Consider the following 24,865-nt stretch of genomic DNA (forward strand, 5'->3'; position numbering starts at 1 on the left):
TTTTTAAGCCTTTCTTTTTAGGAAGTAGTTTTCCAATAATCCACATTACAAATATACCATAATTTACCGATTGGTGTTAAATTAGTTTATAAAGCTATATTTTTTAAAGAAGTATAAAGAGGGGTGAGATAATGTCCAACTTCAAAATATCCTTTTCAGGCGGAGGCTTCCGGGCTACCTTCTTCTGTTTAGGTGCCTTTCGTAGACTGGTTCAATTAGGTGTTAGTTCCAACGTATCACATATTAGTTCAGTTTCTGGTGGAAGCATAACTGCTGGTTTGATAATGTTAGCTTTATCTGAAAGGGACTTTAAAGATACAAAGGATTTTTTGATAATCGAGTAACAAATAAATTAATTAAGCTTGGTCATGTAATCTTAGAAATGAACTCATTCGCTCCTCATTAAAATTCAATAAAAATAATTTAAAATTCGAACTTCCACGTACTCATTTCAGCCGCTGCTTCCAAAATTATTAGACGATAAAGTATTTGATGGCAAACACATGAGCGGGCTTGTTTCTTTTCCTGAATGGAGTTGTAATACGACATGTTTGAACACTATGAAACGATTCCGATTTAAACAAAGTGATATGTATGGTAACCACCTTGGTTACTGTAATGACATTAATGATATAACAGTTTCACAAGCTGTAGCTTCATCTGCTGCATTTCCAATGATGTTTGCTCCATATGAATTAAATGTACAGAATAAAGATTTTTATTGATAAGTATGATGGTAATAAAGTAAATAGATTAGATACCTTATATTTTACAGATGGCGGGGTTTATGACAATCTCGGATCTGAAAACTTGTTAAAAGAGACAATACCTTTCCTGATTTTTGACGCATCAGCAACAGCAAACAATTGGGCTTCAAACTATAAACCTAGTTATTTACAAAAATACTGGCGTATCCTAAATGTTAGTATGGCACAGATAGTTCTTCTTCGAAGAAGGTTAGTTTTTCATCAGGCAAATTCTCATGGTATACTTCAGAAATTATAAATACTGAAGAAAAATCCCGGAACTTTTCTAGGGATTTACCCTCTTTTAGATATCTGAATATTCAGATGTCTAAAAGATGGTTGCAGGTTTAAGAACGGACCTTGACTCATTTCACAAAATAGAATTCAAATTTTTTAATGTGGGCAGGTGCCTTAAAAGCAGACTTTGCCATAAAAGTACTATTACCAAGTATTATAAATAATAATCTTTGGGAAGATATCTCTGTTATTCCTAAGTACAAACCTGAAGAAATAAATCTAATTTTAAAAAGTGGAGGGAAAACTAAAGTAATACGAAAGAATACATAAGGAGCCAATAATGTTTTACCAATCTAAAATGACCAAAACTTGATGATTGAAATCGTCCGATTTTTGTTGAAAACATAAATAAAATACAAATACTGGATTTTCAGTGCTGTTACTCTTTAGCAACTTTAGATGGAGTGGTGGGCATGAAACATAGGGACGTATCTCCCCGTTTTTGTAATTCAAACAGCCTTCATACAGATACTTTAATACTACATCAAAGGTGGGGATTAGGCTCCAATATTTAGAGCCAAGGAACTGTCTCATAGCCTCCAAAATAAAACACCTTTCTGCTCGGATCCGTTACCAAGCAGAAAGGTGTTTTTTTTATTGAATATATTACAAGTTATTATGAACAGGAGCATCTGATCCTTTTTGACGCAAAGACCCTTTCCTCACCAACAAAAAGTAAGACAAAAAAGCCAACAAGCTAGCAGCCAAAATAATAATCCCCATTGGAAGAGCTGAGTACTCACCCGCAACTCCAACGAGTGGAGCTGTTATGGAACCAAGAAGGAACGGCAGCACCCCTAATAAAGCAGATGCACTTCCGGCCACATGCCCTTTCGTTTCCATCGCGAGAGAGAATGATGCTGTTCCAATAATACTGATGGACATGACTAAAAAGAAAATAGGAAGCGCAACTAACAGAAGCGGTGCCTTTAGTAAAAGGGCTGTCAGTAAAAGAATAGCAGCTGTATTGGAAAGCCCTAATCCAATTTTCAAGAATGTTTTTTCCGGTATATAATCTGCTAATCGGCCAACCAGTTGAGTTCCTATGATTAAGCCCACTCCATTTACGCCGAATAAGAAGCTGAATACTTGAGGGGAAACTCCATAAATGTTTTGGTAGACAAAAGAAATACCTGACACATAGGCAAAGATCCCGGCTGTTATAAATCCTTGAGTAAAGGCATATCCCGCAAATTCACGATCCTTTAATAACATGCCAAAGTTCCCGATGACTTGCTTGAAATTTCCAGGTACCCGTTTTTCAGCTGGCAGCGATTCTTCCAGTTTCAAGCTGACAATGAAGGTGAAAATTATGCCGATACCAGCCAGGACAATGAAAACTCCTTTCCAGCTCGTAAACGTCAGAATCGCACCGCCTATAATGGGCGCGATAATAGGACCAAGATTTCCAACCAACATTAAAGAGGCGAAAAACTTTGTAAGTTCCCGTCCGCTAAACAAGTCCCGTACAATGGCTCTTGAGATGACCAGCCCCCCTGCAGCTGCAAAGCCTTGAAGAAAACGGGAAACGATCAATGTATATATATTGGGTGCGATGGCACAAGTGACAGAGGATAAAAAATACAAAGTAAGGAAGATGAGCAATGGTTTACGGCGGCCATGCACATCACTCATAGGTCCTATAACTAATTGACCTAATCCGAGTCCTAATAAACAAGTGGTCAAGCTGATTTGAACCAGCGAAGCATTCGTATGAAAATCATTAACTATAGTAGGAAATGAAGGCAAATACGTGTCAATCGTAAATGGACCTAAAATGGCAAGTGACCCCAACAGAAAAGCTAGCTGTACTCTTTTTTTCTTTGATAAGTTCAATTTTCTATCGCCTTTCTAATGAAGTAGATTAATGGTTTGGAAGTTCCTTTGTCATTGTATAACTTTATGAAAGGTTTTTCACATAATATGCCGCGTTTCTTTAAATTTAAAGAGCCAAGGGGACAGGTTCCCTGGCTCATTTTTTAGAATGAGCCAAGGTACCTGTCCCCTTGGCTCATACTGCAGCGCATTCTGCTATCGGTAAATGTAATGGCACAGCCCGGCCATCCCTTGACTAAACAAACCTGATAAACCTGGTCAGCCCTCACCATTATCTTTATTTTAAAAATCCCACACATCAACCCAACCCTCTTTGTAACACATTTGTGAAACAAGAAAATGCGGGGTGTGACAGGCACCCAAACCTTTTTTTACTTTGCAAAGTTCTGCACACTTATTTTGCAATACACAGTCCCTAAGGTTGACAAAATACTTTAAGGAAAACGTCGTATAAATATGGGTCGACAATTAGACATTTATGGTTTATATATGAAAGGGTAATACTGGTTATTCCCACAAAAATTTCCATAACCTAGGAGGTGTTAGCCGCATATGGAAGTGCAGAAGGCGAGGACTGTAAAAAACCAGAAACAGGTGTTTCAAAGATATTTGTTCCTTATCACAATTATTTCATCAATGCTAATGTCAGGTTTAATCGGATATACAACTAGTCATATAGTTATCAACAATAGTGTGGGTGGTGAGCCAAAAGAGATTAATACTAAAACAGAGTTTAATACAGCAACAGAATATTTTGCTTTGAAAAACCAAGTAAAAGAGGCTAGAAATAATTCGTTAAAAGTAATAGATACAGAACTACCAAAAATAATTAGCGACCTAGAAAAGTACAATGAGGATATAAATGTATTAGTTGAAAATATTGAGTGGCTAAAGGAAAATTTAGATCTAATAAGGGATTCTATAGGCAAAATTGACTCAGCATTTTCCGTCGTTAAAGGAGTCAACACTGTTGTTGATATTCCTATTGTAGGTAACATAGGTGATAACTTAAGTATTAAAATAAGTACTAATTTAGCTTTAACAAAGATTCAACTTGATGAAATTAATAGTATATTACTTGATTTGGAGAATTTAACAGTTATACAAAAAGAAATGAGTGATTCTCATGAAAAGTTAAATACTTTATTTGAAAAATATCAAAAAGAAAAAAACATTGAACAGTTACTTCGAATTGAACAAGAGCTTAACTCGAACTTAACTTTTCAGATTGACGAATTAAGAAAGTCTACCATAGAAGCTCGTAAAGTTTTTGAACTATCTTCAAGTGTTTTAATCACAGTAGATAAAACTGGATCGCTTTTTAATTCAATAAAGGAAATTGGGAAAAATACGCTGGATGCAATTCAGTTTTGGAAAGAAAATGAAGTTCCGGCCGATATAAACAAAAAAATAGAAAAAGATTTAGTCGCTTCCATGGAAAAGATTCAAGAGTTACCTAATGAATTGACTACGCGATCCAAGAGTAGCATTTCATCAATAAGCACTGTTCAAAGAGAGCTACAGACTATAAAGATAGCACGAATGATCATTACTGAGTGAAAGGGGGGCCCTTTTTCGCAAAAGTAATAAAGGGACGGTTCAACCTTTCCTTTCTGAGCGGTGATTCGAACTCCAAACTATAAGGGAACTCAAAAACCTGCTACTATGTTTTTAGACCAAGAGAACCGTCCCCTAGTCTACTAATACTGCTTTGCTTGAGTGCAAGATTGTTGTTTTGTAAATGTTAATATCTTTCTATAATATTTTATTTCATAGTATAAATAAGCTATTCAATAAAAAATAATAATCCATAATTAGCACGATTGTGAAAACCTATGCCTAATTCCTCGGTAAAGATAAGGCGGATTAGGCATTTTTCCTTCAAATCTTTGACATACTTCTGAAGTTTCAGCACTATAAGCAAACTCGAAATTTAAACCTTCGGGTTTGTAGGAAAGCCGATTTAAAAAGCAAAGGGAAAATAGAAAACGTTGTAGGATTTATTAAATACAATTTCGCCAAGTATAGAGTGTTCAATAATATTGACTCTTGGAATGAGCAAGGATGGGAATGGTTAAATCGTACAGGTAATCGAAAAATTCATAACATAACAAAAAAAGACCGGTCGAAGTGTTCTCCTTGGAAAAGCAACACTTAAGACCAATCTCAGGAAACATTAATTTCCTAAAAAATCATGCAAATAGTATAACAATAAGCGTCCATAAGGACAATACTATACGGTATTTATCCGGAACTTTTCATAAGCATGAAATGGTCTAAATAAAAGAAACACAAGACAGAGAACTATTAATCTATAACTCTGAGACAGGAGAACTCCTGGCCAAACATCAGGTTCCGGATGGTAAAGGACAATTAATTAAAGACAGAAAGCATACAAGAGATCGCTCAAAAGGAATCGATGCATTTATTGATACTGTGGCAAACCGATTCGAAGAAACAGAAACGGCCTACGATTACTTGGATAAATTTCGTGAGAAGTGTCCACGGTATATTCGTGATCAGTTACAAATGAAACTAAAAGAAACAAAACAAAATAACGAGCTGCTTCTAACAGCAGCCCTCTCGAAATGTATCAAGAGAAACTTATATAGTGCAACAGATTTCAGCGATATCATTTTATACCTCAAGCGACAACGACAGGTTCATGATACAACAAACGACAAAGCTGAGACTGTTTCACCATTAAATAGCATATCCGGTTGGATAATAGAAACCGAAGCACAAATAGAAATGTAGATGCCTATATGGTCTTACTGGAAGAAGGTGACCAAAGTTTAATCAGCTTCAGGAGGTCCAAGATAAATTAAGGTCCCTTCGGTTAGCTGAAAACAGCTTATCGATTGCCAGAGTTAATAAGAGAAGCTGAGAAAAGGGACTTATCCTTTACTCAGTTCCTATTAGATGTAGCAACCTATGAACAAAAATGCAGAGATGAAAAGCAGCTGGAAAGGCAATTTAAGTGGTTGACGATTACATAACCCTGACGGACCTGGTCAGCCCTCACCATTAACTTTATTTTTGAAAAACCAAACATCGACCCAACCCTTTGTGAAACACATCTGTGAAACAAGAAAATGCGGGGAGTGACAGGCACCTAAAACCTATCCTCACTTTCATACATTAACTTTCCTTTGATCATTTTTAGAGTTATCATCACATTATCTTTAAATGTTATTTTTGCTTTAAAGTCCTTTTCATCCTGCCAAAACAAGTTTGTGAATTTCTGATTACTAATATCCTCTATTACTTCTAGGAAAAATCTAATTAAATTTGATTTACCTGCATTGTTTGGACCAATTAATAAATTGATCGATCCTAAGTGATCAAATATAACCTCTTTGTATGATCTAAAACCCGCAATTTCAATTTGTTTTATGTGTTGAGTAGACACTCTGTTACTCCTTTTTATATTAGTTTACAGAAATATTTCTTCCTGTTATGCAAAATATGTATTAGGTGCATGTAAAAACATTTCCATTTCAGTAATCCTTCTATTAGCAAATCTATCATGAGCTAATTCACTAAAATAATCATTCCTTTAAATCTCTTAACCTCTCATAATAGCCACATCTGGAATCCCGAATGAGAAATATAAGGCATTAGTTGCCCCAGAACGAAGGGAAAATATTTATTTAGTGTCCTTCAAGGAGGAGCAAACCAATGAGCCAACCTTACAAATCACTTCCATGGTTTAGGTAAGGACTATGAACTTCCTGTGCATATTGAATCTAGCCAACATACAAACTGGCATAAAAGAAATGAAAGAATCAAACAAAAAACGTTGGGAGTATATGTGATTTTTGATGCATATAGCGGTAATTACCACCAGCCTTGTAGCAGTGAAATGTTTAACAAGCAGCGGTCTTGTTTATATATTGGTGAAGGTGATATTCGTACACGACTCAATTCCCACAATAACACTGGTAGATTCGGAAAATTAGCTAGGGAAATAGTTTATTATAGAGTTGAAGATCAACTTGAAAGAAAGCTATTAGAACGAATTTTAATTTATCACTATAAGCCTCTTTTTAATAAAGAAAAAGGATTATACGATAGACCTAATGAGAAGGTTGAAATAATAGGAACAATGAATACGATAAGAAGCTCTGTGCTTAGAAATATTGGAATACTAAAATCATTTCTACAATTACATTGCCCAAGTTTAACTGGGAAAGATGAAGAAGAAATTTTACAAGAGATGTTAAATGTATCTTCACTTAATATAGTAGCTGAGGATATACGTCGAAAAGCCGATACACTGGCAAGACTCAAAGACTTAAAAGAATTTTGGGATGAGGACATGCCACAGTACCGCAATAAAAGTATTGAGGATATACTATCCAAATTGCTTAAGGAGGCGCCACTCGACTATGTTGAAGACGATGTACAAGCTGCTTGGATGTCATATATGTCGAAGAGCTAATTACACATTTGATTACTCAGTTGGATAATATTAAAAACTTAATATATGAGAAGGTGACCATGCTGATAGATTTACTCTCTATTGAAGACTCATGCAGAACGCAAAAAGAAAGCGAAAAATTCACAAATGTAAATGACTGTTTAATATCTGAACTAATAAAATTGGTTCCCGAATCTAAAGAATTATTTAATGCTGTAATTTGTAAAGCACTGAAATGTAATAAAATACTTAAAATTAGGATAGCTAAGAAAGCCGATTCTTCTTTTGAAGCTTACACTAAATCATATAAAAATGAGATCACTATTTGTTTAACAAGTCCGATTGAGTTAGAAAAACTATCTTCAATTTTAGTACATGAATTAGGTGAGGCAGATTATGTAACAAGTCAATTCCCCTTCCTAGATGATCCAGAGATCCAAGAAATGTACAAAATTGTCGAAATATTTAGCCATCCTCATATTAGACAACTAGCCACCTATCACAAATTAGAGTCAATTGAGGGCCTTTATAGGGAACGTTTGACAGAATTTTTCTTACATAATGACTATATTAAAGAGTACTTAAAACCGTGGAAAATAATTCTAATGATTTGTTGGGCAATCCAGACGTTTCCTGTTATTAAAGAGTACAAAGAGAACTTAAAAGGATACCAGGATTATAAAAATTCAGTTGAAAGAATTCTAGTGATAAGAGATTCTCTAAACACAAACTTTTGTACTAAAGAAGAGGTAAGATTTGCATTTGAAGAAATCGTTGAACATCTAGAGTCTCTCGGTATGCCGGATCCCGGAGAAATAAGTTAGTTTTCAGGATGCTTACGGAAGGTTATCTTCACTATTTTTCACAAAAATAGTTTTGCACAAGCCTCTAAATTAAATCAAATTATATCAAAACAGACAAAAGCAGCTAGTTTACACCAAACTACTGCTTCTGTCTTCGGCTCTCTCAAGGTATTTTATTCTTTCCAATAAAAATCTGTGACACAAGAAAACGGGTAGTGACAGCCATTCAAAACTACTTCACTCCCACCAACCCACGCTCAAACCCCCAAGCATCTTTACACATCTCATAAATCCCTTTCTCCGCTCGCCATCCAAGTTCTAGTTCTGCCTTAGATACATCAGCATAACACTACGCAATATCCCCAGGACGACGGTCCACAACCTCATAAGGAATCACTACACCGGTGGCTTCCTCAAACGCATGCACTAGTTCCAACACACTCGTTCCCTTACCTGTACCTAAATTATACACATGTACTCCAGGTGTTAACTTCTCTAACGCTGCCACATGCCCTTTAGCTAGATCCACTACATGTATATAATCACGCACACCTGTACCATCTACCGTGTTATAGTTGTTGCCAAACACCATTAGCTTTTCACGTTTTCCTCTTGCCACTTGAGTAACAAAAGGCATTAGGTTATTGGGAATCCCATTTGGTGCTTCTCCAATCTCTCCACTTTCATGTGCTCCTACTGGATTAAAATAACGAAGAATTGACACACCGAGATTAGGCGTTACATTGGCCACATCCATTAAAATACGTTCACTCATGGCTTTCGTTTCTCCATAAGGATTGGTGGTAGGTAGTAATGGTAATTCTTCATGAAAAGGAACTTGATTATCTCCATACACAGTAGCAGACGAACTAAACACAAATTTATTTACACCATATAACGCACAGTACTTCGCCAGCAGCATCGTACTTACTAGGTTATTTTGATAATACATTACAGGCTGCTGCACAGATTCTCCTACTGCTTTGTATCCCGCAAAGTGAATCACCCCAACAAAATCGTGTTGCTCAAACAGAGCTTGAACAACCGGCTCTATCGTTACATCTGCTTGAATAAACGTGACATTTCTTTTGGAGATCTGTTCAATTCGGTCAATAACATTACTAGAACTGTTACTCAAATTATCAACAATAACCACATCATAACCACTAGCAAGCAACTCCACACAAGTATGAGAACCAATATATCCAGCCCCACCTGTGACCAACACTTTCATCATCTACAAGCCTCCTAAAAAAGCCCTGCCAAATGGCAGGGCTTCCTCATATTTAAGTAAAAAAATGTTCGAGCATTTGGTTTCAAGTTATCAATTCGACAAATATCGGGAAGTGACAGGCACCTTGATCTATGGAGAGAAAAAACAGGCAAAAATAAAAATAAGCCTGTTGATATGAAACTTGAAGAATATATAAACGGGTTTTTTGCGGATATCATGGTATTTGAATTTTTTCAAATACTCGGTAGAAGTATAGTGGTTGAAGTAGATGGTGGGCTTAACCATCCAGACATGCCTAGAATCCCTTTATATAAGGAGAATTCTAAACAACTATGTGAAGGCGAAATAAAAAGATGGGCAAACTATGGACTTCAGATGGGTTGGTATTTGCATTGTAAACACAATGACGCCAGGAAAAATAAATGTTTCGAAAAAAAAGATATGATTGTAATTCGTATTAGAGGCGACTGGATTAAAAATGATTATATTTCTGCAAAACAGGCAATTTATGATGCTCTAGATGAATTATTATGTAATCCACCTGACCATGCAAAATTAATACGGTTAGAACCATCAAGCAATATAAATTAAGAAGGCTAAATGCCTTCTTTTTTCTGTTAAAATTACAGGAAAGCACTAACTACAAACATAGCAAAATTCTGCTGCACTTTAAGGAGGGCCCTTCGAGTATACTTGAAAGCCTACGAAAGAGCCTTTTCGCTCGTATTCACTAAAACGGATATTAAAGAAGCTATTTTGTAAGATAAAGCGTACACCCAACTCAAAGATAAAAGAAGCACCTAACTGCTTCATTTCCCCCCCACCCTCTTTAAGGAATGCAATTTAAAGTTACCTGGTAAGAGCAATGGTAGTATTACATGGCGAAATGGGATTTTGTAGATCTTAATCAAACCTTATACCGACACTTTAGCCCTTCACCGAATGTGGGGTCAGGCCCCGCTCTCCTCCATTTATTATTTCAATTTATATATGAAATGTATGAGCTGCATTTATCCTTATATCTAATACTGGATCGTCTCCTTCATCGGAGTGAAATTTTGACCTTCAGCGAAGAACAGGACAGTATCAGAATGAAATACAGAAAAGCGTTATTTGATAACCAGAGTGTTGAATCTTAATTGATGAAAACTGTTTAATCTTATTTACTAAAAATTGTGGAATTCTACTTGACGGTTACACCCGGCCAACCCTTAACTAACACTCTTTACAAAACTGACAGACCTGGTCAACCCAACCCTCTGTGAAACACATCTGTGAAACAAGAAAATGCGGGGAGTGACAGGCACCTAAATCTGGGCTTTATATTTAAGTAAAAAATGTTCGAGTTATCAATTCGACATATATCGGGAAGTGACAGGCACCATAAACTAAGGCTATGGCCTCTTGCAACTTTTCCTGCCACACGTGCCCTTGCTAACTTAACCACTTTCTTTACCCTCCTTCTACTCATTTGCAGCACCTCTACTTAGTTGTTATAAACAGTATATGTGAAAAGACGAAATGAAGCGTGCTACTTACGCATATTTTATCTAACTAAGCATTAAGCAGTCAAATAATTGGAATAAATATACATAATACTCAAATGTGGAGTCAGGCCCCCGATTTCCCTTGGCTGTAATCAGATAAGGGATGGGTGTTAAGGGTGGTCAACTTTTTGATTAGCGAAAACCGCTTGTAACCGTCAAGTAGAAATCAACAGTTTTTAGCAAATAAGATTAAACAGTTTTCATCAATTAAGATTCAACACTCTGGTTATCAAACAACGCTTTTCTGTATTTCATTCTGATACTGTCCTGTTCTTCGCTGAAGGTCAAAATTTCACTCCGATGAAGGAGACGATCCAGGATGGCTGTCGTAAGTGTCGGATCCCCAAGGAACTTTCCCCATTCTCCAGGACCTTTATTAGAGGTAAGGATAAATGCAGCTTTGTCATACATCTCATATATAAATTGAAAGAATAAATGGGCATCCTGTGGTTCATAAGCCATATACATGACATCATCAATGATAATCAGATCAGATTTGACTATACGGTTATATCTTGTTTTAGATTTACTAATGTACTCTCTTGATTTTAAGACATAAATTAAACGATCCATTGATATAAAAGAAACCTGGTACCCACGCTCTATTGCGTGGATACCTAAGGCAGTTGATAGATGGGTCTTGCCGACACCTGTTGGTCCCATCATAATTAAGGTATAAAATTCATCAACCCATGATAAATGTTTTAAAATATTTAGCTGTTTTTCTCCAATCGCTGTCTGTTCCTCAAGTCTAAAGTTTTCAAATGTTAAAGCTTCTGGAAACTCAGCCCACTTCATTAATCTTTCACTGTTTTTTCTTTCCCTACAACGCATTTCATGACTAAGAAACTCATGGATAAATTCATGATAGGTCCATCCCTTTGCCTCAGCTTCCCTTAGAAGAGAAGGTAATTCCTTGGCTGTCTCAGCCAGACGTAAGGTTCTGCATTTATCCTGAAGTGATTCGTAAGGTTGACTCATTGATTTGCTCCTCCTTGAAGGACACTAAAATAAATATCTTCCCTTCGTTCGGGGGCAACTAATTCCTTATATTTCTCGTTAGCGATTCCAGTTTCTTTATGTTTCTTTCGGCTATGGATTTCTAAAGTAATGGCAATATCCCTAAGATCATTTGCACTAGTCAACCGCAACCGTTTCATTTCGCTAAGTGCCTCATCGATGAAAGATGGATGTTTTAAAATGACAGATTGTACAACTTTAAGCTGATCTACTATATGGCGTGGATATTGATCAGAGAGAATTTCAATCAGCCAACTTGCAGCTTGTTTATCGGTTAACATTTCTTTGATTTGCTGTATTAATAGATCCCGTTTAGGCTGTTCACGTTCCCGATGGGAAGGCTCTGAAATAACAGCACCACTTCCTTGTGCAATTTTATGCTTGGCTAGTGGTTGCCCATTTTGCTGCAGTCGTATGTATAGATACTCAGTATCTGTTTCGACATAAGCTATATTGGGAGCTCCTTTTCGGTAAGTACCGCGCGGTACGCTGTACCTGTTCCCATCAAACCGTATAACATTGTCTTTGTTTATAGTTCTTGTTATACTGGTACCTAAGATATCTTCAAAAATGTAAGTACCGGAGACCGGTTGTAGGTGTGGCTTTTCCAGGGCGAACACCTCGACAGGTCTCTTTTTTATATTATGATGTACTTTATAATTCCCGGTTCTCTTTAACCAACTCATACTAGATTCCTGCCAATCTAGTAGATTATCAAAAGTACGGTTTTTCGCAAAGTTATTCTTTACATATTTAACTACCTGCTCTATTTTCCCTTTAGACTCTGGATCAGACTTTCTGCATAGGTAGACCTTAAACTTTCTTGTCTGTTGATATTTTGTGAATTCCACCGTCATGATAAGATCTCCAGCGTTTTCACTAACAGCGAGTAAACGATCTTGGTCGTAGACGATTTCAATAGACATGCCCCCATAAAAACGGAAGGCATTTTCATGCATTCTAATAAGATCTGATGCTCGAAAAGGTCGGTCTAGCCCATTCTACATATTTATATCTTGAATGGGCTAAAACGAATCCAATAAAGTAGAGCCGTTTAAATGTTCCATTCGTTGTAGAGACCTTCACCTGGCCAAAATCTACTTGTAACTGTTGAGCCATTGGAAGGTCCGGGACTGTACTATAACTTCTCTCAGAAACCATTTTAGGGATATGATAAGCTTCACGTAACTCATTGACATAATTCCTCACAGTTCCTTCTGAGACAGCACTAACGTCTAATTTCTCCCCCAACCAGTCCAATACTTGAGCTCCTGATAAGTCTGGGTGTTCCTTTAACCATCCAATGATTTTTTCCCGAAAGGGATCTAGCTTTTTACTCCGGCTTTGTAATGAGATTGAAAACGAGTAAAACTCTTCTGGTGACATCTTTCCATATTCAATTACTCTATTCCTAGAAATCTTTAATTTTCTAGCTATCGCACTATTTGTAAAACCCTCACTGCGAAGCTTGTGAACCTCGTTGTAGATCATCAGTCTTTCCACTCCTGTTTATTCCTCACTTTCCATAGACTGCTTTAAGTATATAGAAAGGGGATCAATTAAGATAAACTGTTGATTCTTAATTGTTGGAATCTGTTTATCTTTATTTGTGGAAAACTGTTGATTCTAGTTTATCGTTTACACCGCTAAAGTGGTCAACTTTTATTTTAGCGTTTACATGGGGCCATGGTTAGATCTCTTACAAACACTTTAGCCCTTTACCGAATGTGGGGTCAGGCCCCCGATTTCCTTAAGTTTATCAATAATTTAGTGGCCCTAAAACTTTAAAGAATCTAGAGAGATAATCTTCAATTACTTCAGTAACCTCACTAAGTATTTATTCAACAATAAAAGCCAAAAAAGCCCTACCAGATTCCTAGATAGTTAATCTGTAGGGCTTTTTTATACAATGGTAAACCTTTTGGCGTAGCCTGGTAACTTCCTTGGCGGGCAGCGGTAAAAAAGGGAGCAAAGATGGTGAGATTTCTTGGCTGTATTCCCACAAGAAAATGCGAGTAGTGACTGACAACATCTAACTACTTCACTTCTACCAACCCACGCTCAAACCTCCAAGCATCTTTACACATCTCATAAACCTCTTTTTCCGCTCGCCATCCAAGCTCACGTTCTGCTTTAGTCACATCAGCATAACACTCCGCAATATCCCCCGGACGCCGATCCACAATCTCATAAGGAATCGCTACACCAGTGGCTTCCTCAAACGCATGCACTAACTCCAACACACTTGTTCCTTTACCTGTACCTAAGTTGTACACATGTACTCCAGGTGTTAGCTTCTCTAACGCTGCCACATGCCCTTTGGCAAGATCCACAACATGTATATAATCACGCACACCTGTACCATCTACCGTGTTATAGTCGTTGCCAAACACCATCAGCTTTTCTCGTTTTCCTTTTGCCACTTGAGTTACAAAGGGCATTAAGTTATTAGGAATTCCATTCGGCGCTTCGCCAATCTCTCCACTTTCATGTGCTCCTACAGGATTAAAATAACGAAGAATTGACACACCGAAATCAGGCGTTACATTGGCCACATCCGTTAAAATCCGTTCACTCATGGCTTTCGTTTCCCCATAAGGGTTGGTGGTAGGTAATAATGGCAATCCTTCATGGAAAGGTACTTGATTATCTCCATACACAGTAGCAGACGAACTAAAGACAAATTTATTTACACCATACAACGCACAGTACTTCACCAGCAGCATCGTACTTACCAGGTTATTTTGATAATACATTACAGGCTGCTGCACAGATTCTCCTACTGCTTTGTATCCCGCAAAGTGAATCACCCCAACAAAATCGTGTTGCTCAAACAGAGCTTGAACAACCGGCTCTATCGTTACATCAGCTTGAATAAACGTGACCTTTCTTTTGGAGATCCGCTCAATCCGGTCAATAACATTACGAGAACTATTACTCAAATTATCAACAATCACCACATCATAACCACTAGCAAGCAACTCCACACAAGTATGAGAACCAATATATCCAGCTCCACCGGTGACCAACACTTTCATCATCTACATGCCTCCTAAAAAAGCCCTGCCAAATGGCAGGGCTTCCTCATATTGAAGTTAAAAAATCTTCGACCATTTTGTCTCAAGTTATCAATTCGACAAATATCGGGAAGTGACAGGCACCTCATACTAAGCCATTTTATCAATAATACTATTTGTAATACTTTCTATATCCTCTTTTGATAGTTTCACAGCGTTTCACCTCCCCTTGAAAATTATACCATTCAGGAGACAAGAAACGAATAACGAGCGATAATGCGGTTTTCTTATTATCTCCCTACTAGTTCCTCTTATTAATTTCCCTTCATAAAATGTAAAAAGCCCACCTCCCTGATTTGGAGATGAGCCTGATTGGTTGTTTTTCTTCTATAGAAATGAAACCAAACTACAAATTATTCATTGACATCAATCTGATAAAGAGCTGCTTTATCTACTTTTAAGATATTAATAATGATCTTTAATGTACTGATTATCATTTATATTTCTAGTAATTCTACAGTTATTTTGAATAACCACATTACTTCCGATTTCAACTTGTAAGTACACAGTAGTGCCCATACCTACAATAGTATTATCTCTAATTGTTACGCCTCCTGCTAGAATAGCACCTGGGGTAAGATGTACATTGCTATAGATAGTTGAGTCATGGGAAACAACTGTGCCACAATTAATAATGTTGTTACTACCTAACTTAACTTCACTTCCAATAACGGCATTAGCCATCACTTGGTTACCTTCACCTAATAAAGCAGACGGTTCAATTGCTGCCTTTGGATGAATGATATTTGGGAAACGAAAACCTTTGTCTTTTAGTAGATTAAATATCTGTTCTCTTAAAGTATGGTTTGTTATAGCACCAACACCAATTACGATTAAACGATATCCTTCATCATATAATTGATCTAAAATACTTTTATCTCCTAAAACAGGAACGCCCACTACATGGGAACCAACTTCTAGACCATCGTCGATAATACCAGCAATGGATAAGTTATGCATTTGTCTGATGATATCGATACACATTTTTGCATGGCCACCGCCACCATATATTAAAACCTTTTGAGAGTGATCACTGATATTTAAAGGTGTACGTTCATTGTTCATTGGCTGAGATTTAGTCGCTTTTGATTTTTTCTCTTCACTAATTTTATAAATATCAACTTCTTTTAAAATAACACCTTTAGGAAGTTGGTCATAACTAATATTTAATTTTTCAACCAGTGCTGCGGCTTTCTTAGTTAATTGAACATCACCAGGTATTTCTGATTGATTTTCCTTGGACTCATTAGATTGATTTTGCTTGAATTTTTCAACTAGGTCTCTATTCTTTTCAGTCGTTATAATAGCAATCGTAGTCCCTGGCGTTACCTCTTCTCCTTCTTCTACGAGACGATATAAAAAGCCATTACTTTCTGCTTCTAATTCAATAGTTGTTTTTGTTGTTTCTACTACTACTATTCCCTGACCGTCTTTAATTCCTTCGTCATCCTCGATAAGCCACTCACTAATAGTCGCAAATTCATCATTTGGTCCTAATGTAGGGACCTTTAATTCAAAAAAATCAACCATTTAAAACAACTCCTTAATTTTTTCTGCAACTTGTTCTGTATTAGGCAACATCTTAAGTTCAAGAGGTTTGCTACTTGGAATTGGACAATCTGGAGCTGCAATTCTTAAGGTCTTTTTAACGGTAGGCACAACTTGTAATTGCGCCAGAACTTCTGCTCCCCAACCAAACTTTCTTGTGCCTTCCTCAATGGTCACGATCGTATTCGAACTACCTACAAAGCCTTTAATTTCATCTATTGGTAGTGGAGATAATAATGAAGGAACAACGACATCCACTAATATTTCTTCGTCAATAAGGAGTTGCTTGGCCACTTCTAAAGCAACAGGAACACTTCCCCCATATGCCACAATCGTTACATCAGGCATATCAAAGTTTGATAGACTTAGATGAAGGGTTGGAAACAGTGTATTTGATTCTCTAACAGAAAACACGTCCAGTTTATTATTTTCTGGTCGTGTGACATATTCACTATATAAAGCTTTATTTTCAATAAATAGCAGTGGGCTTCTATGTTTTAGCACAGAACGTTTGAGAAGTTCACCTGGCTCATGAATATTAGATGGTGATACAACCGTTAATCCTGGAATGCCAAAAAACATCTTTTCAATGGATTGACTATGGGTTGGACCATACCCGCGTTTTCCACCCATAGGTGCCCGTACTACTAATGGTACTTCTACTTTATTGTTATACATCCACTGGTACTTACTTGCGTGATTTAACAATTGATCAGCACCAAGCGCTAGGAAATCCCCAAACATGATTTCTGCAATAGGTTTAAGACCACGCATGGCTAAGCCAGTTGATAATCCTAAAATGCCTCCCTCACTAATAGGAGTCGTTAGCACTCGATCAGGATACTTGGTTGACAATCCTTTACTTACTTTAAAAGCACCTCCATAGGGATCAAGAAGATCTTCACCAATAAGGAGAACATCTCCATCCTCATTAAACAACTCATGTAACGCATTGTTTAATGAATCGACTCCTCTATATTTCTTTGCCCTTGGTAGATTGTTCAATAATTGATTCTCATTTTTAGGAGAAATAGTAATAATATTTTCATATTCGATATTGTTTTCAGAAGTGTATTCTGCATCTTTTGCTTCTTTTATTGCATTTTGAATATCTGATGTTACTTCAGCCATCACAGTTTTTTTCGTTTCATCTGATACATTTTTGCCTAAAATAATTACCGGGTCCTTCTTCTTCCATGCATCTATTTCTGCTTGATCCCTGAAGTCGTCACCCTTACTATGTGGAACAGTTCTATAAGTATCTATTATTTGGAAAAAAGGTTTTCTTTTGTTGCGCACATAATCAAATCTTTTTTCAAATACTTGATACAACTCTACTGCGTCATTACTTTCAATTTGATCCGCTTCAATTCCAAAGCTCTTTGGTCTCGCTAGCATAGATCCACTTATACCTAGTTCATTTGGTGTAGTTTGAGCATATCTATTATTTTCTAAAATGAATAGAATTGGGATATCCCACAAAGAAGCAAAGTTCATAGACTCATAAACTAATCCTTCACCTAAAGTACCATCACCAATAAATACAACCGCTATATTATCCGTTCCTGTTAACTTATTAGCAAGAGCTGCTCCTGTTGCATTCCCTACAATTCCGCCTTGAATCCCATTTGTATAAAAATCATTGTAACAGATATGCTGGCTTCCACCTCTACCACCAACTACCCCAGTAACTCTTCCCATTACTTCAGCAATTAATTGATCAACTGGCGCTCCGTAAGCAATGTAATGACCATGACACCTATGATTACTAAATACAACATCTCCGTTTTTAATATGTGCCATGGATGCAACAGCATTAGCTTCTTGGCCAATCGATGTATGGGTTGTCCCAAAAAGTTCCCCCTTTGAAAATAGATCAAGTAACGTTTCTTCAAGGGTTCTTATCGTTATCATTTTTTTGTACATGCTATCGATAGTTTCTTGAGACAGTTTAACATCGTTAATTACTGTAGTATTCATACTAATCATTCATCTCCTCATTTTTGGTTTGATAAATTATTCATTTGGTAAATTTATTAATGTGAATCTAATATTCCGTTTGACGCTAAGACGTTAATCAATTTTTCTTCTGGATAATTTAATTCGCTCAACCGTGCTTTTATCTTATCTTCAAATGCCATACTCGTAATAATTAGAGCATCGGCAGTGTATTCAAAAATTCGAGAAGGACTAATTATTTCACACCCTAATATATCCTTACCATGCTTTTGTGAATCATCGTCCAAAATAGCGAGTATCTTAAAATTGCTATCTTTCCTCGTTTCTTTTATTGTAATAAGGGTTTCAGCAACTTCTCCAGCACCATATAACAAGATCGATTGAAGTTTTTTTTCTTCAATCTTCTTAAAAAATGATTCAATATTTTGTTTAGCAAAGTTATAGTACTTAATTAATTCATAAAGGTAGGACATTAATAAATAATTTTTTCTATCAATTCCTTCCTTGCTAATATGATAAGTAACATTTTTAATTGATATATATCGCCTAGTTAATAAACCCCTGTTTTCCATATCACCTAAATACTGATTGATCATGGATGGTGCGACGTTTATTAACGAAGAAAGTTCTTTTTGCGTCAATTTTTCATTGTCCTCGATGGCTTCAAGTATCTTTAATTCCTTTAAAACACTTGTAGGGTTTAAAAAGCTAATATCTATGGTCAGATTCATAGCCTTCTCTCCTTTCATTCATTCGACGAACGAATGATTTTATTGTACCATTGCTCCTTCTATTATTCTAGCCCTTCATACAGAGGAGTTCATAATTCTTTTGTAGTGAGTACTTATTTACTTAGATCACACCGATACAAATAAACCCGCCAAGTCACATATGACTTAACGGGCATAATCATCATCTATTTAGATTCAACTAAATCCTTATAATTCTTTTCGAATCGCCAAGCATCTCTGCACATAGCGACAATATCACGTTTTGCTATCCAGCCGAGTTCTCTTTTTGCTTTTGAAGCATCAGCATAACAAGAAGCGATATCTCCAGGTCTCCGCTCTACTATTTCATAAGGGACTTCAATACTATTTGCTTCTTTAAAAGCTTTCACTAACTCTAATACGCTGGTACCTTGACCAGTTCCCAAATTATAAACATGAGCACCTTCTTTAAGATTATCTAACGCTGCAACATGTCCTTCTGCCAAATCCAATACATGAATATAGTCTCTTACACCGGTACCATCTATTGTTGGATAGTCGTTACCAAAAACTCGAAGTTTCGCTAGTTTTCCTTTAGCTACCTGAGTAACATATGGCATAAGGTTATTTGGGATACCGTTAGGAGCTTCACCAATCAATCCACTTTCATGAGCTCCTATTGGATTAAAATATCGAAGAAGAGCAACCGAAAATTTCGGATTTGCTTTAGCTATATCCGAAAGAATCCTCTCACTTATCGCTTTTGTTTCACCGTAAGGATTAGTAGTAGATAAAAGATCCATTGTTTCTACAAATGGCACAGTGTTGTCTCCATATACAGTTGATGATGAACTGAAAACAAAACGGTTTACACAATATTTCTGACATGCTTTAACAAGAATCATAGTGCTAACTATGTTGTTATAATAGTAAGTTAATGGTATGTCTACTGATTCGCCTACTGCTTTTAAGCCAGCAAAATGAATAACACCATCTATTTTATTTTTATTAAAAACTTCATCAACAGCTTGTTCATCCGTTACATCAATCTCAAAAAAAGTTATTTCTTTATTTGTAATATCTGTAACTTTCTCAACGGTCTCACGCTTACTATTACAAAGATTATCAGCAATTATTACTGAATGCCCTGCTTCCAACAAAGCAATACAGGTATGGGACCCTATATATCCTGCACCACCGGTAACTAATATATTCACAAGTATAATTCACCACCTTTTACGCTTTTAGACTATTAACTTATAAAAAATCCTTTAACCCTGAGCTAAAAAATCTAAAGAATAACTATCATCTATAATTAACTGGTTGATTTAACTTAGCAGATTCATAGAGAAATAGTACTAATTTAAGAACACTCTTACCGTCTTTACCGGTAACAGCTGGCTCCCGATTTTCATTAATAGCATTTATCATGTCCTCAATAATCCATTGGTGACCTGGAGTTCCCCAAGGGTCTGCTTTAATACTATCTTTCAAATCCTTAGTTTCATCATCTGTCATATCCATAATATCAAGATGCTCAAAATACAATGCGTTTGTACCACCAATTTTCACGGTACCTTTTTCACCGAATATTGTAATAGACTCTTCATAGTTTTTAGGATATACAGTAGTTGAAGCTTCTACCGTTCCAAGTGCGCCTGAATCAAACTTTATTGTTCCGACAGACACATCTTCAGCTTCTATATTCCTAAGTCTTGTTGCTTCCATACTAAACACTTGGTCAGGAGTTCCCATAAACCATAACAATAAATCAAGATTATGAATTGCTTGATTCATTAGTACTCCACCATCATGCTGTTTAGTTCCTCTCCAAGGAGCTTGGTCATAATATTCCTGATTTCTGTTCCAATTCACTATACAGCTTGCATGGCTAATCTTTCCTAATAACCCCTGGTCCATAATTTTTCTCAACTCTTGAACAACCGGTCTAAAACGATTTGGATGAACCACCGCTAATTTCACATTATTTAAGTTACAAGCGCCTATGATTTTATCGGTATCTTCAATTGACATCGCAATTGGTTTTTCTACAATAATATGCTTTTTTGCTTCCGCTATTTGAACTGCAATGGAAGCATGGAAACCACTTGGAGTACAAATACAAACTATATCAATATCATCTACTTCAAGCATTTGTTCTAGTTCTGTATAAGGTTCTGCATCATATTCTTTTTTGTAAAATTCCATTGTAGCTGGAACTTTATCACAGACTGCAACAAGCCTTGCAGCATCAGTTTTATCAATTGCTGCTGCATGCTTTTTGGCTATAAAGCCACATCCGACAATTGCAAAATTCATAATGAAGCCTCTTCCCTTTTCATATATTGATGCTAAGCATTTATAAATTCTTGTATTACATCACATACCTTTGTAATTTCTTCCTCTTTTAAATATGGGTGCATTGGGAGTGAAAGAACAGTGTCACAAAGTTTGTTTGTAACAGCATAATCTTCCTCATCAAATGGTAGATCTGCGAATGCCAGTTGAAGATGCATTGGTTTAGTATAGTAAATCATACTTGGAATATCATCTTCCTTCAGCTTGGCCTGTAGTGCATCTCGTTGTTCTTTCGAATTAAGTTTGATTGTATATTGGGCAAAACTAGAGTAATAACCTTCTGGAATATAAGGTATTTCTACAACATCTTGCAATTTTTCACTATACAGTTGATATGCTTTATTTACTCCATCAAGCTCATGCTCTTTAAACGCATGCAATTTTACTTGCAAGATAGCTGCTTGCATCGTATCTAGTCTGGAATTAACACCAATTCTAACATTGTCATATTTATTTACACCTTTTCCATGAACTTTATAGGAACGAAGCAATTCAGCTGTTTCGTCACTATTAGTAAAGATTGCTCCGCCGTCTCCATAACAACCTAAAGGCTTAGCTGGGAAAAAGGAAGTAGTTGCAGCGTCACCGAAACTGCAAGCCATTCTACCATTAATATTTCCACCAAATCCTTGTGCACCGTCTTCTAATACAAGCAAATCGTACTGTTTAGCAACCTTCTCAAGCTTATTATAATTAGCCGGGAGCCCAAATAAATCAACTGGTATAACTACTTTTGGATTTAATTTTCCTGCATTTTTCACTTTTTCAATTGATTGTATAAGCTTATTAGGATTTATATTAAAGGTCTTTTCATCAACATCTACAAAAACCGGTGTAGCCCCATTAAAGGAAACTACTTCTCCTGTTGAGAAGAATGTAAAGTCAGGTACGAAAACAGCGTCACCCTCCTTTACATCCCAAGCCATTAAAACCAATGACAAAGCATCTGTTCCATTAGCACAAGTAATACAGTGCTTAACACCTACGTATTCAGCTAGTTCTTTTTCAAGTTCATTTACTGGTTTGCCACCTATATATTGGCCAGTGTTTAGCACATTTTGAATAGCATAATCAATAGCTGATTTATACTGAGTATATTGAGCTTTTAAGTCGCGAAACTGCATACTTTTCCTCTTTCCCTTTATTTAATTTCAAATAAACTACCATCTTTTAATTCATAAGACCTGTTACATTTTTTACAATTATAGTCTTCCTTTAAAGGAAGACCGCATTCACAAACCCAACCAATTTGTTTTGCCGGAACCCCAGCCATTAATGCATAGTCTGGAACATTTTTTGTTACAACGGCTCCAGAGGCAACCATTGCCCAGGAACCAATAGTATTACCACATACAATCGTTGCGTTTGCTCCTATAGAGGCGCCGTATTTAACTAATGTCCTTTTATATGAAGCACTACCTTTAGGATATTTACTTCTTGGAGTTAAATCATTGGTAAATACCATTGATGGACCACAAAACACATAGTCCTCTAATTCTACACCCTCATATACTGAAACATTATTTTGAATCTTTACTCCGCTACCAATTTTCACGTTGTTTGATATATTTACATTCTGCCCGATTGAACATTTTTCTCCAATTTCGGCACCAGAATGGATGTGACTAAAATGCCATATCTTCGTTCCTTCACCAATTTTTACATTCTCATCAATGTAACTACTTTCATGTACAAAATAATGCATTCGAATGTCTCCTTATCTATCCCTAAAACTAGGTAAGGAAGGCCCATTTGGCTACCTTCCTATAATAACTCAATATTTTCTCTATTTGTTATATCTTTCATTGCATTTTTTGTATCGAAAATAGCTTTGGCATGCTCTTGTACCAGAGAATAATCTACCATTGTATGATCAGTTGTTATCATAACTAGATCTGCTTTTTCAATGAGTTCTGCTGTTAATCCATTTTCTCCTCTTTTAATATCTCCATGATCGTTATACTCCGGTATATAAGGATCAAAATAAGTAACTTTTGCTCCTTCTTTTTCTAACTCTTTTATTACTCTAAGTGCGGCACTCTCTCTATAGTCATCGATATCTTTTTTATAAGCCACACCTAGTACAAGAACCCTGGAACCATTCATTGCTTTTTTAACTTTATTTAAGATTTTACTTGCTCTCTCAACGCAGTATTCAGGCATTCGATCATTCACTATCATAGATGATTCAATCATTGATGTATGAAAGCCATATTCACGTGCCTTCCAAGAAAGATAATATGGATCAAGGGGGATACAGTGGCCCCCAAGGCCTGGTCCTGGATAGAATGCTTGGAACCCATATGGTTTGGATTTAGCGGCTTCTATAACTTCCCAAATATTAATCCCCATCTTTTCACTTAATATTGCAAGTTCATTGACCAAGCCGATATTGATATTTCTATATATGTTTTCAAGAATTTTTTCCATCTCTGCAACTGCAGGTGAAGATACACGATGGATTGGTGCTTCTAAAATACTCTCATAGAGTGCTGCAGCTACATCTGTACATTTAGGAGTAATCCCACCCACTACCTTAGGGGTGTTTTTTGTTTTAAAGGTAAAGTTCCCCGGATCCACACGTTCTGGTGAATAAGCCAAGAAGAAATCTTCACCACATTTCAATCCCGATTCTTCTAGTATTGGTTTAAGAAGTTCTTCTGTTGTTCCTGGATAAGTTGTAGATTCTAATACTATTAACATGTTTTTATGCATGTAAGGCACAATACTCTCAGCTGAAGTTTTAACATAACTGATATCAGGTTGTTGATACTTGTCTAGAGGAGTTGGAACGCATATACTTACACAGTCTGCTTGAGCTACTTTTTCGAAATTTGTAGTAGCCGATAAATAGCCAGAATTGACCAGAGACTCAAGGTCTTCATTTACCACATCACCAATATAGTTTTTCCCCTCGTTGACCATCTCTACTTTGGATTTTTGAACATCAAAACCTATAGTTTTATAACCTGCCTTTGCTTTTTCTACGGCTAATGGGAGACCTACATAACCTAGACCTATGACTCCAAGTGTTGCAGTTTTATTTAATAATTTTTCCTTTAAGTCATTTTGTAATATTGTACTTTTCATTATAAAAATTCTCCTTTAGTAAAATAAAAAAAGCTAATTCCTTTAGCTACTACAAGTGGGCTAATATGTTAATTAGCATTTAATACAAGATTTGAATTAACTTCTTTTATATTAAATTTATTGCAATCAGTCTTGAAAATTTTGTTTACGGATTCTTTTTAGGAGTCCTTTCCCTCTCTTAAATTGCCAACAAATGGATTTATCTACTAGTTTGAAT

General features: G+C 36.3%; 19 protein-coding genes and 1 pseudogene. 5 read left to right on the forward strand and 15 right to left on the reverse strand.

Annotation, left to right across the window (positions count from 1 at the left end; translation table 11 throughout):
- Positions 1–131: 131 nt before the first annotated feature.
- Positions 132–344 (forward strand): patatin-like phospholipase family protein, encoded by a 213-nt coding sequence (locus N288_RS25905; protein WP_022544471.1) that lies wholly within the window; start codon positions 132–134, stop codon positions 342–344.
- A 1,305-nt stretch (positions 345–1,649) separates the two neighbouring features.
- On the opposite strand, the gene N288_RS21540 is transcribed toward N288_RS25905, so the two are convergent.
- Positions 1,650–2,879, reverse strand: a complete 1,230-nt coding sequence (locus tag N288_RS21540) for a multidrug effflux MFS transporter (RefSeq protein WP_009792747.1) — start codon at positions 2,877–2,879, stop codon at positions 1,650–1,652.
- A 552-nt stretch (positions 2,880–3,431) separates the two neighbouring features.
- Between N288_RS21540 and N288_RS21545 the strand changes: the two genes are divergently transcribed.
- Complete coding sequence (locus tag N288_RS21545; RefSeq protein WP_009792746.1) at positions 3,432–4,439, forward strand: hypothetical protein; 1,008 nt, start codon at positions 3,432–3,434, stop codon at positions 4,437–4,439.
- A gap of 1,555 nt (positions 4,440–5,994) precedes the next feature.
- On the opposite strand, the gene N288_RS21555 is transcribed toward N288_RS21545, so the two are convergent.
- Positions 5,995–6,291 (reverse strand): AAA family ATPase, encoded by a 297-nt coding sequence (locus N288_RS21555; protein ID WP_009792744.1) that lies wholly within the window; start codon positions 6,289–6,291, stop codon positions 5,995–5,997.
- Positions 6,292–6,693: 402 nt separating this feature from the next.
- On the opposite strand from N288_RS21555, the gene N288_RS21560 reads away from it, so the two are divergent.
- Both N288_RS21560 and N288_RS21565 read left to right on the forward strand, forming a co-directional pair.
- Positions 6,694–7,323, forward strand: a complete 630-nt coding sequence (locus tag N288_RS21560; RefSeq protein WP_022544472.1) for a GIY-YIG nuclease family protein — start codon at positions 6,694–6,696, stop codon at positions 7,321–7,323.
- Between the two features lie 59 nt (positions 7,324–7,382).
- A complete protein-coding gene (locus N288_RS21565; RefSeq protein WP_022544473.1) occupies positions 7,383–8,126 on the forward strand; it encodes a hypothetical protein in 744 nt (247 codons plus the stop codon).
- A 211-nt stretch (positions 8,127–8,337) separates the two neighbouring features.
- On the opposite strand, the pseudogene galE (N288_RS21570) reads toward N288_RS21565, so the two are convergent.
- Positions 8,338–9,339 (reverse strand): annotated as a pseudogene (gene galE, locus N288_RS21570) (UDP-glucose 4-epimerase GalE).
- A 174-nt stretch (positions 9,340–9,513) separates the two neighbouring features.
- Between galE (N288_RS21570) and N288_RS21575 the strand changes: the two are divergent.
- Positions 9,514–9,930 (forward strand): hypothetical protein, encoded by a 417-nt coding sequence (locus N288_RS21575; RefSeq protein WP_009792739.1) that lies wholly within the window; start codon positions 9,514–9,516, stop codon positions 9,928–9,930.
- 1,163 nt (positions 9,931–11,093) lie between these two features.
- Here N288_RS21575 and istB read toward each other — a convergent pair.
- The 12 genes from istB to N288_RS21630 all read right to left on the reverse strand — a co-directional run bounded on the left by istB (position 11,094) and on the right by N288_RS21630 (position 24,648).
- Entirely contained in the window at positions 11,094–11,867 is a 774-nt protein-coding gene (gene istB / locus N288_RS21580; protein WP_009792737.1) for an IS21-like element helper ATPase IstB, read from the reverse strand.
- The gene (locus N288_RS25585; protein WP_022544475.1) at positions 11,864–12,832 is read right to left on the reverse strand and encodes a Mu transposase domain-containing protein; all 969 of its coding nucleotides are present in this window, start codon (positions 12,830–12,832) and stop codon (positions 11,864–11,866) included. The genes istB and N288_RS25585 overlap by 4 nt, the downstream gene beginning before the upstream one ends.
- A gap of 34 nt (positions 12,833–12,866) precedes the next feature.
- Complete coding sequence (locus N288_RS25590) at positions 12,867–13,397, reverse strand: transposase (protein WP_009792735.1); 531 nt, start codon at positions 13,395–13,397, stop codon at positions 12,867–12,869.
- A gap of 545 nt (positions 13,398–13,942) precedes the next feature.
- Entirely contained in the window at positions 13,943–14,944 is a 1,002-nt protein-coding gene (galE, locus tag N288_RS21590) for a UDP-glucose 4-epimerase GalE (protein WP_035402071.1), read from the reverse strand.
- 444 nt (positions 14,945–15,388) lie between these two features.
- Complete coding sequence (locus N288_RS24435; protein WP_009792733.1) at positions 15,389–16,513, reverse strand: NeuD/PglB/VioB family sugar acetyltransferase; 1,125 nt, start codon at positions 16,511–16,513, stop codon at positions 15,389–15,391.
- Complete coding sequence (locus N288_RS21600; protein ID WP_022544476.1) at positions 16,514–18,511, reverse strand: dehydrogenase E1 component subunit alpha/beta; 1,998 nt, start codon at positions 18,509–18,511, stop codon at positions 16,514–16,516. It abuts the gene before it with no gap.
- Between the two features lie 56 nt (positions 18,512–18,567).
- Positions 18,568–19,221 carry a helix-turn-helix domain-containing protein gene (locus N288_RS21605; protein WP_022544477.1) on the reverse strand — a complete coding sequence of 218 codons (654 nt, stop codon included), beginning with the start codon at positions 19,219–19,221 and terminating at the stop codon, positions 18,568–18,570.
- Between the two features lie 185 nt (positions 19,222–19,406).
- Positions 19,407–20,417: a UDP-glucose 4-epimerase GalE gene (gene galE / locus N288_RS21610; RefSeq protein WP_022544478.1), complete on the reverse strand. Its 1,011-nt coding sequence runs from the start codon at positions 20,415–20,417 to the stop codon at positions 19,407–19,409.
- Between the two features lie 88 nt (positions 20,418–20,505).
- Positions 20,506–21,519: a Gfo/Idh/MocA family protein gene (locus N288_RS21615; protein ID WP_009792729.1), complete on the reverse strand. Its 1,014-nt coding sequence runs from the start codon at positions 21,517–21,519 to the stop codon at positions 20,506–20,508.
- A gap of 32 nt (positions 21,520–21,551) precedes the next feature.
- Entirely contained in the window at positions 21,552–22,682 is a 1,131-nt protein-coding gene (locus tag N288_RS21620; protein ID WP_009792728.1) for a DegT/DnrJ/EryC1/StrS family aminotransferase, read from the reverse strand.
- A 17-nt stretch (positions 22,683–22,699) separates the two neighbouring features.
- Complete coding sequence (locus N288_RS21625) at positions 22,700–23,263, reverse strand: N-acetyltransferase (RefSeq protein ID WP_009792727.1); 564 nt, start codon at positions 23,261–23,263, stop codon at positions 22,700–22,702.
- 59 nt (positions 23,264–23,322) lie between these two features.
- Positions 23,323–24,648 carry a nucleotide sugar dehydrogenase gene (locus N288_RS21630; protein WP_009792726.1) on the reverse strand — a complete coding sequence of 442 codons (1,326 nt, stop codon included), beginning with the start codon at positions 24,646–24,648 and terminating at the stop codon, positions 23,323–23,325.
- Positions 24,649–24,865 lie beyond the last annotated feature (217 nt).

It is taken from the genome of Bacillus infantis NRRL B-14911 (assembly GCF_000473245.1).
Lineage (GTDB): Bacteria > Bacillota > Bacilli > Bacillales > Cytobacillaceae > Bacillus_AB > Bacillus_AB infantis.

Bases quoted from the DNA above. Each gene is read 5' to 3' on its own strand.
- N288_RS25585 (WP_022544475.1), bottom strand. From the start codon at position 12,832: ATGTCTATTGAAATCGTCTACGACCAAGATCGTTTACTCGCTGTTAGT.
- N288_RS21620 (WP_009792728.1), bottom strand. From the start codon at position 22,682: ATGCAGTTTCGCGACTTAAAAGCTCAATATACTCAGTATAAATCAGCT.
- N288_RS21600 (WP_022544476.1), bottom strand. From the start codon at position 18,511: ATGAATACTACAGTAATTAACGATGTTAAACTGTCTCAAGAAACTATC.
- N288_RS21615 (WP_009792729.1), bottom strand. From the start codon at position 21,519: ATGAATTTTGCAATTGTCGGATGTGGCTTTATAGCCAAAAAGCATGCA.
- istB (WP_009792737.1), bottom strand. From the start codon at position 11,867: ATGAGTCAACCTTACGAATCACTTCAGGATAAATGCAGAACCTTACGT.
- N288_RS21545 (WP_009792746.1), top strand. From the start codon at position 3,432: ATGGAAGTGCAGAAGGCGAGGACTGTAAAAAACCAGAAACAGGTGTTT.
- N288_RS21630 (WP_009792726.1), bottom strand. From the start codon at position 24,648: ATGAAAAGTACAATATTACAAAATGACTTAAAGGAAAAATTATTAAAT.
- N288_RS25905 (WP_022544471.1), top strand. From the start codon at position 132: ATGTCCAACTTCAAAATATCCTTTTCAGGCGGAGGCTTCCGGGCTACC.
- N288_RS24435 (WP_009792733.1), bottom strand. From the start codon at position 16,513: ATGGTTGATTTTTTTGAATTAAAGGTCCCTACATTAGGACCAAATGAT.
- N288_RS21605 (WP_022544477.1), bottom strand. From the start codon at position 19,221: ATGAATCTGACCATAGATATTAGCTTTTTAAACCCTACAAGTGTTTTA.
- galE (WP_035402071.1), bottom strand. From the start codon at position 14,944: ATGAAAGTGTTGGTCACCGGTGGAGCTGGATATATTGGTTCTCATACT.
- N288_RS25590 (WP_009792735.1), bottom strand. From the start codon at position 13,397: ATGATCTACAACGAGGTTCACAAGCTTCGCAGTGAGGGTTTTACAAAT.
- N288_RS21565 (WP_022544473.1), top strand. From the start codon at position 7,383: ATGCTGATAGATTTACTCTCTATTGAAGACTCATGCAGAACGCAAAAA.
- N288_RS21625 (WP_009792727.1), bottom strand. From the start codon at position 23,263: ATGCATTATTTTGTACATGAAAGTAGTTACATTGATGAGAATGTAAAA.
- N288_RS21575 (WP_009792739.1), top strand. From the start codon at position 9,514: ATGAAACTTGAAGAATATATAAACGGGTTTTTTGCGGATATCATGGTA.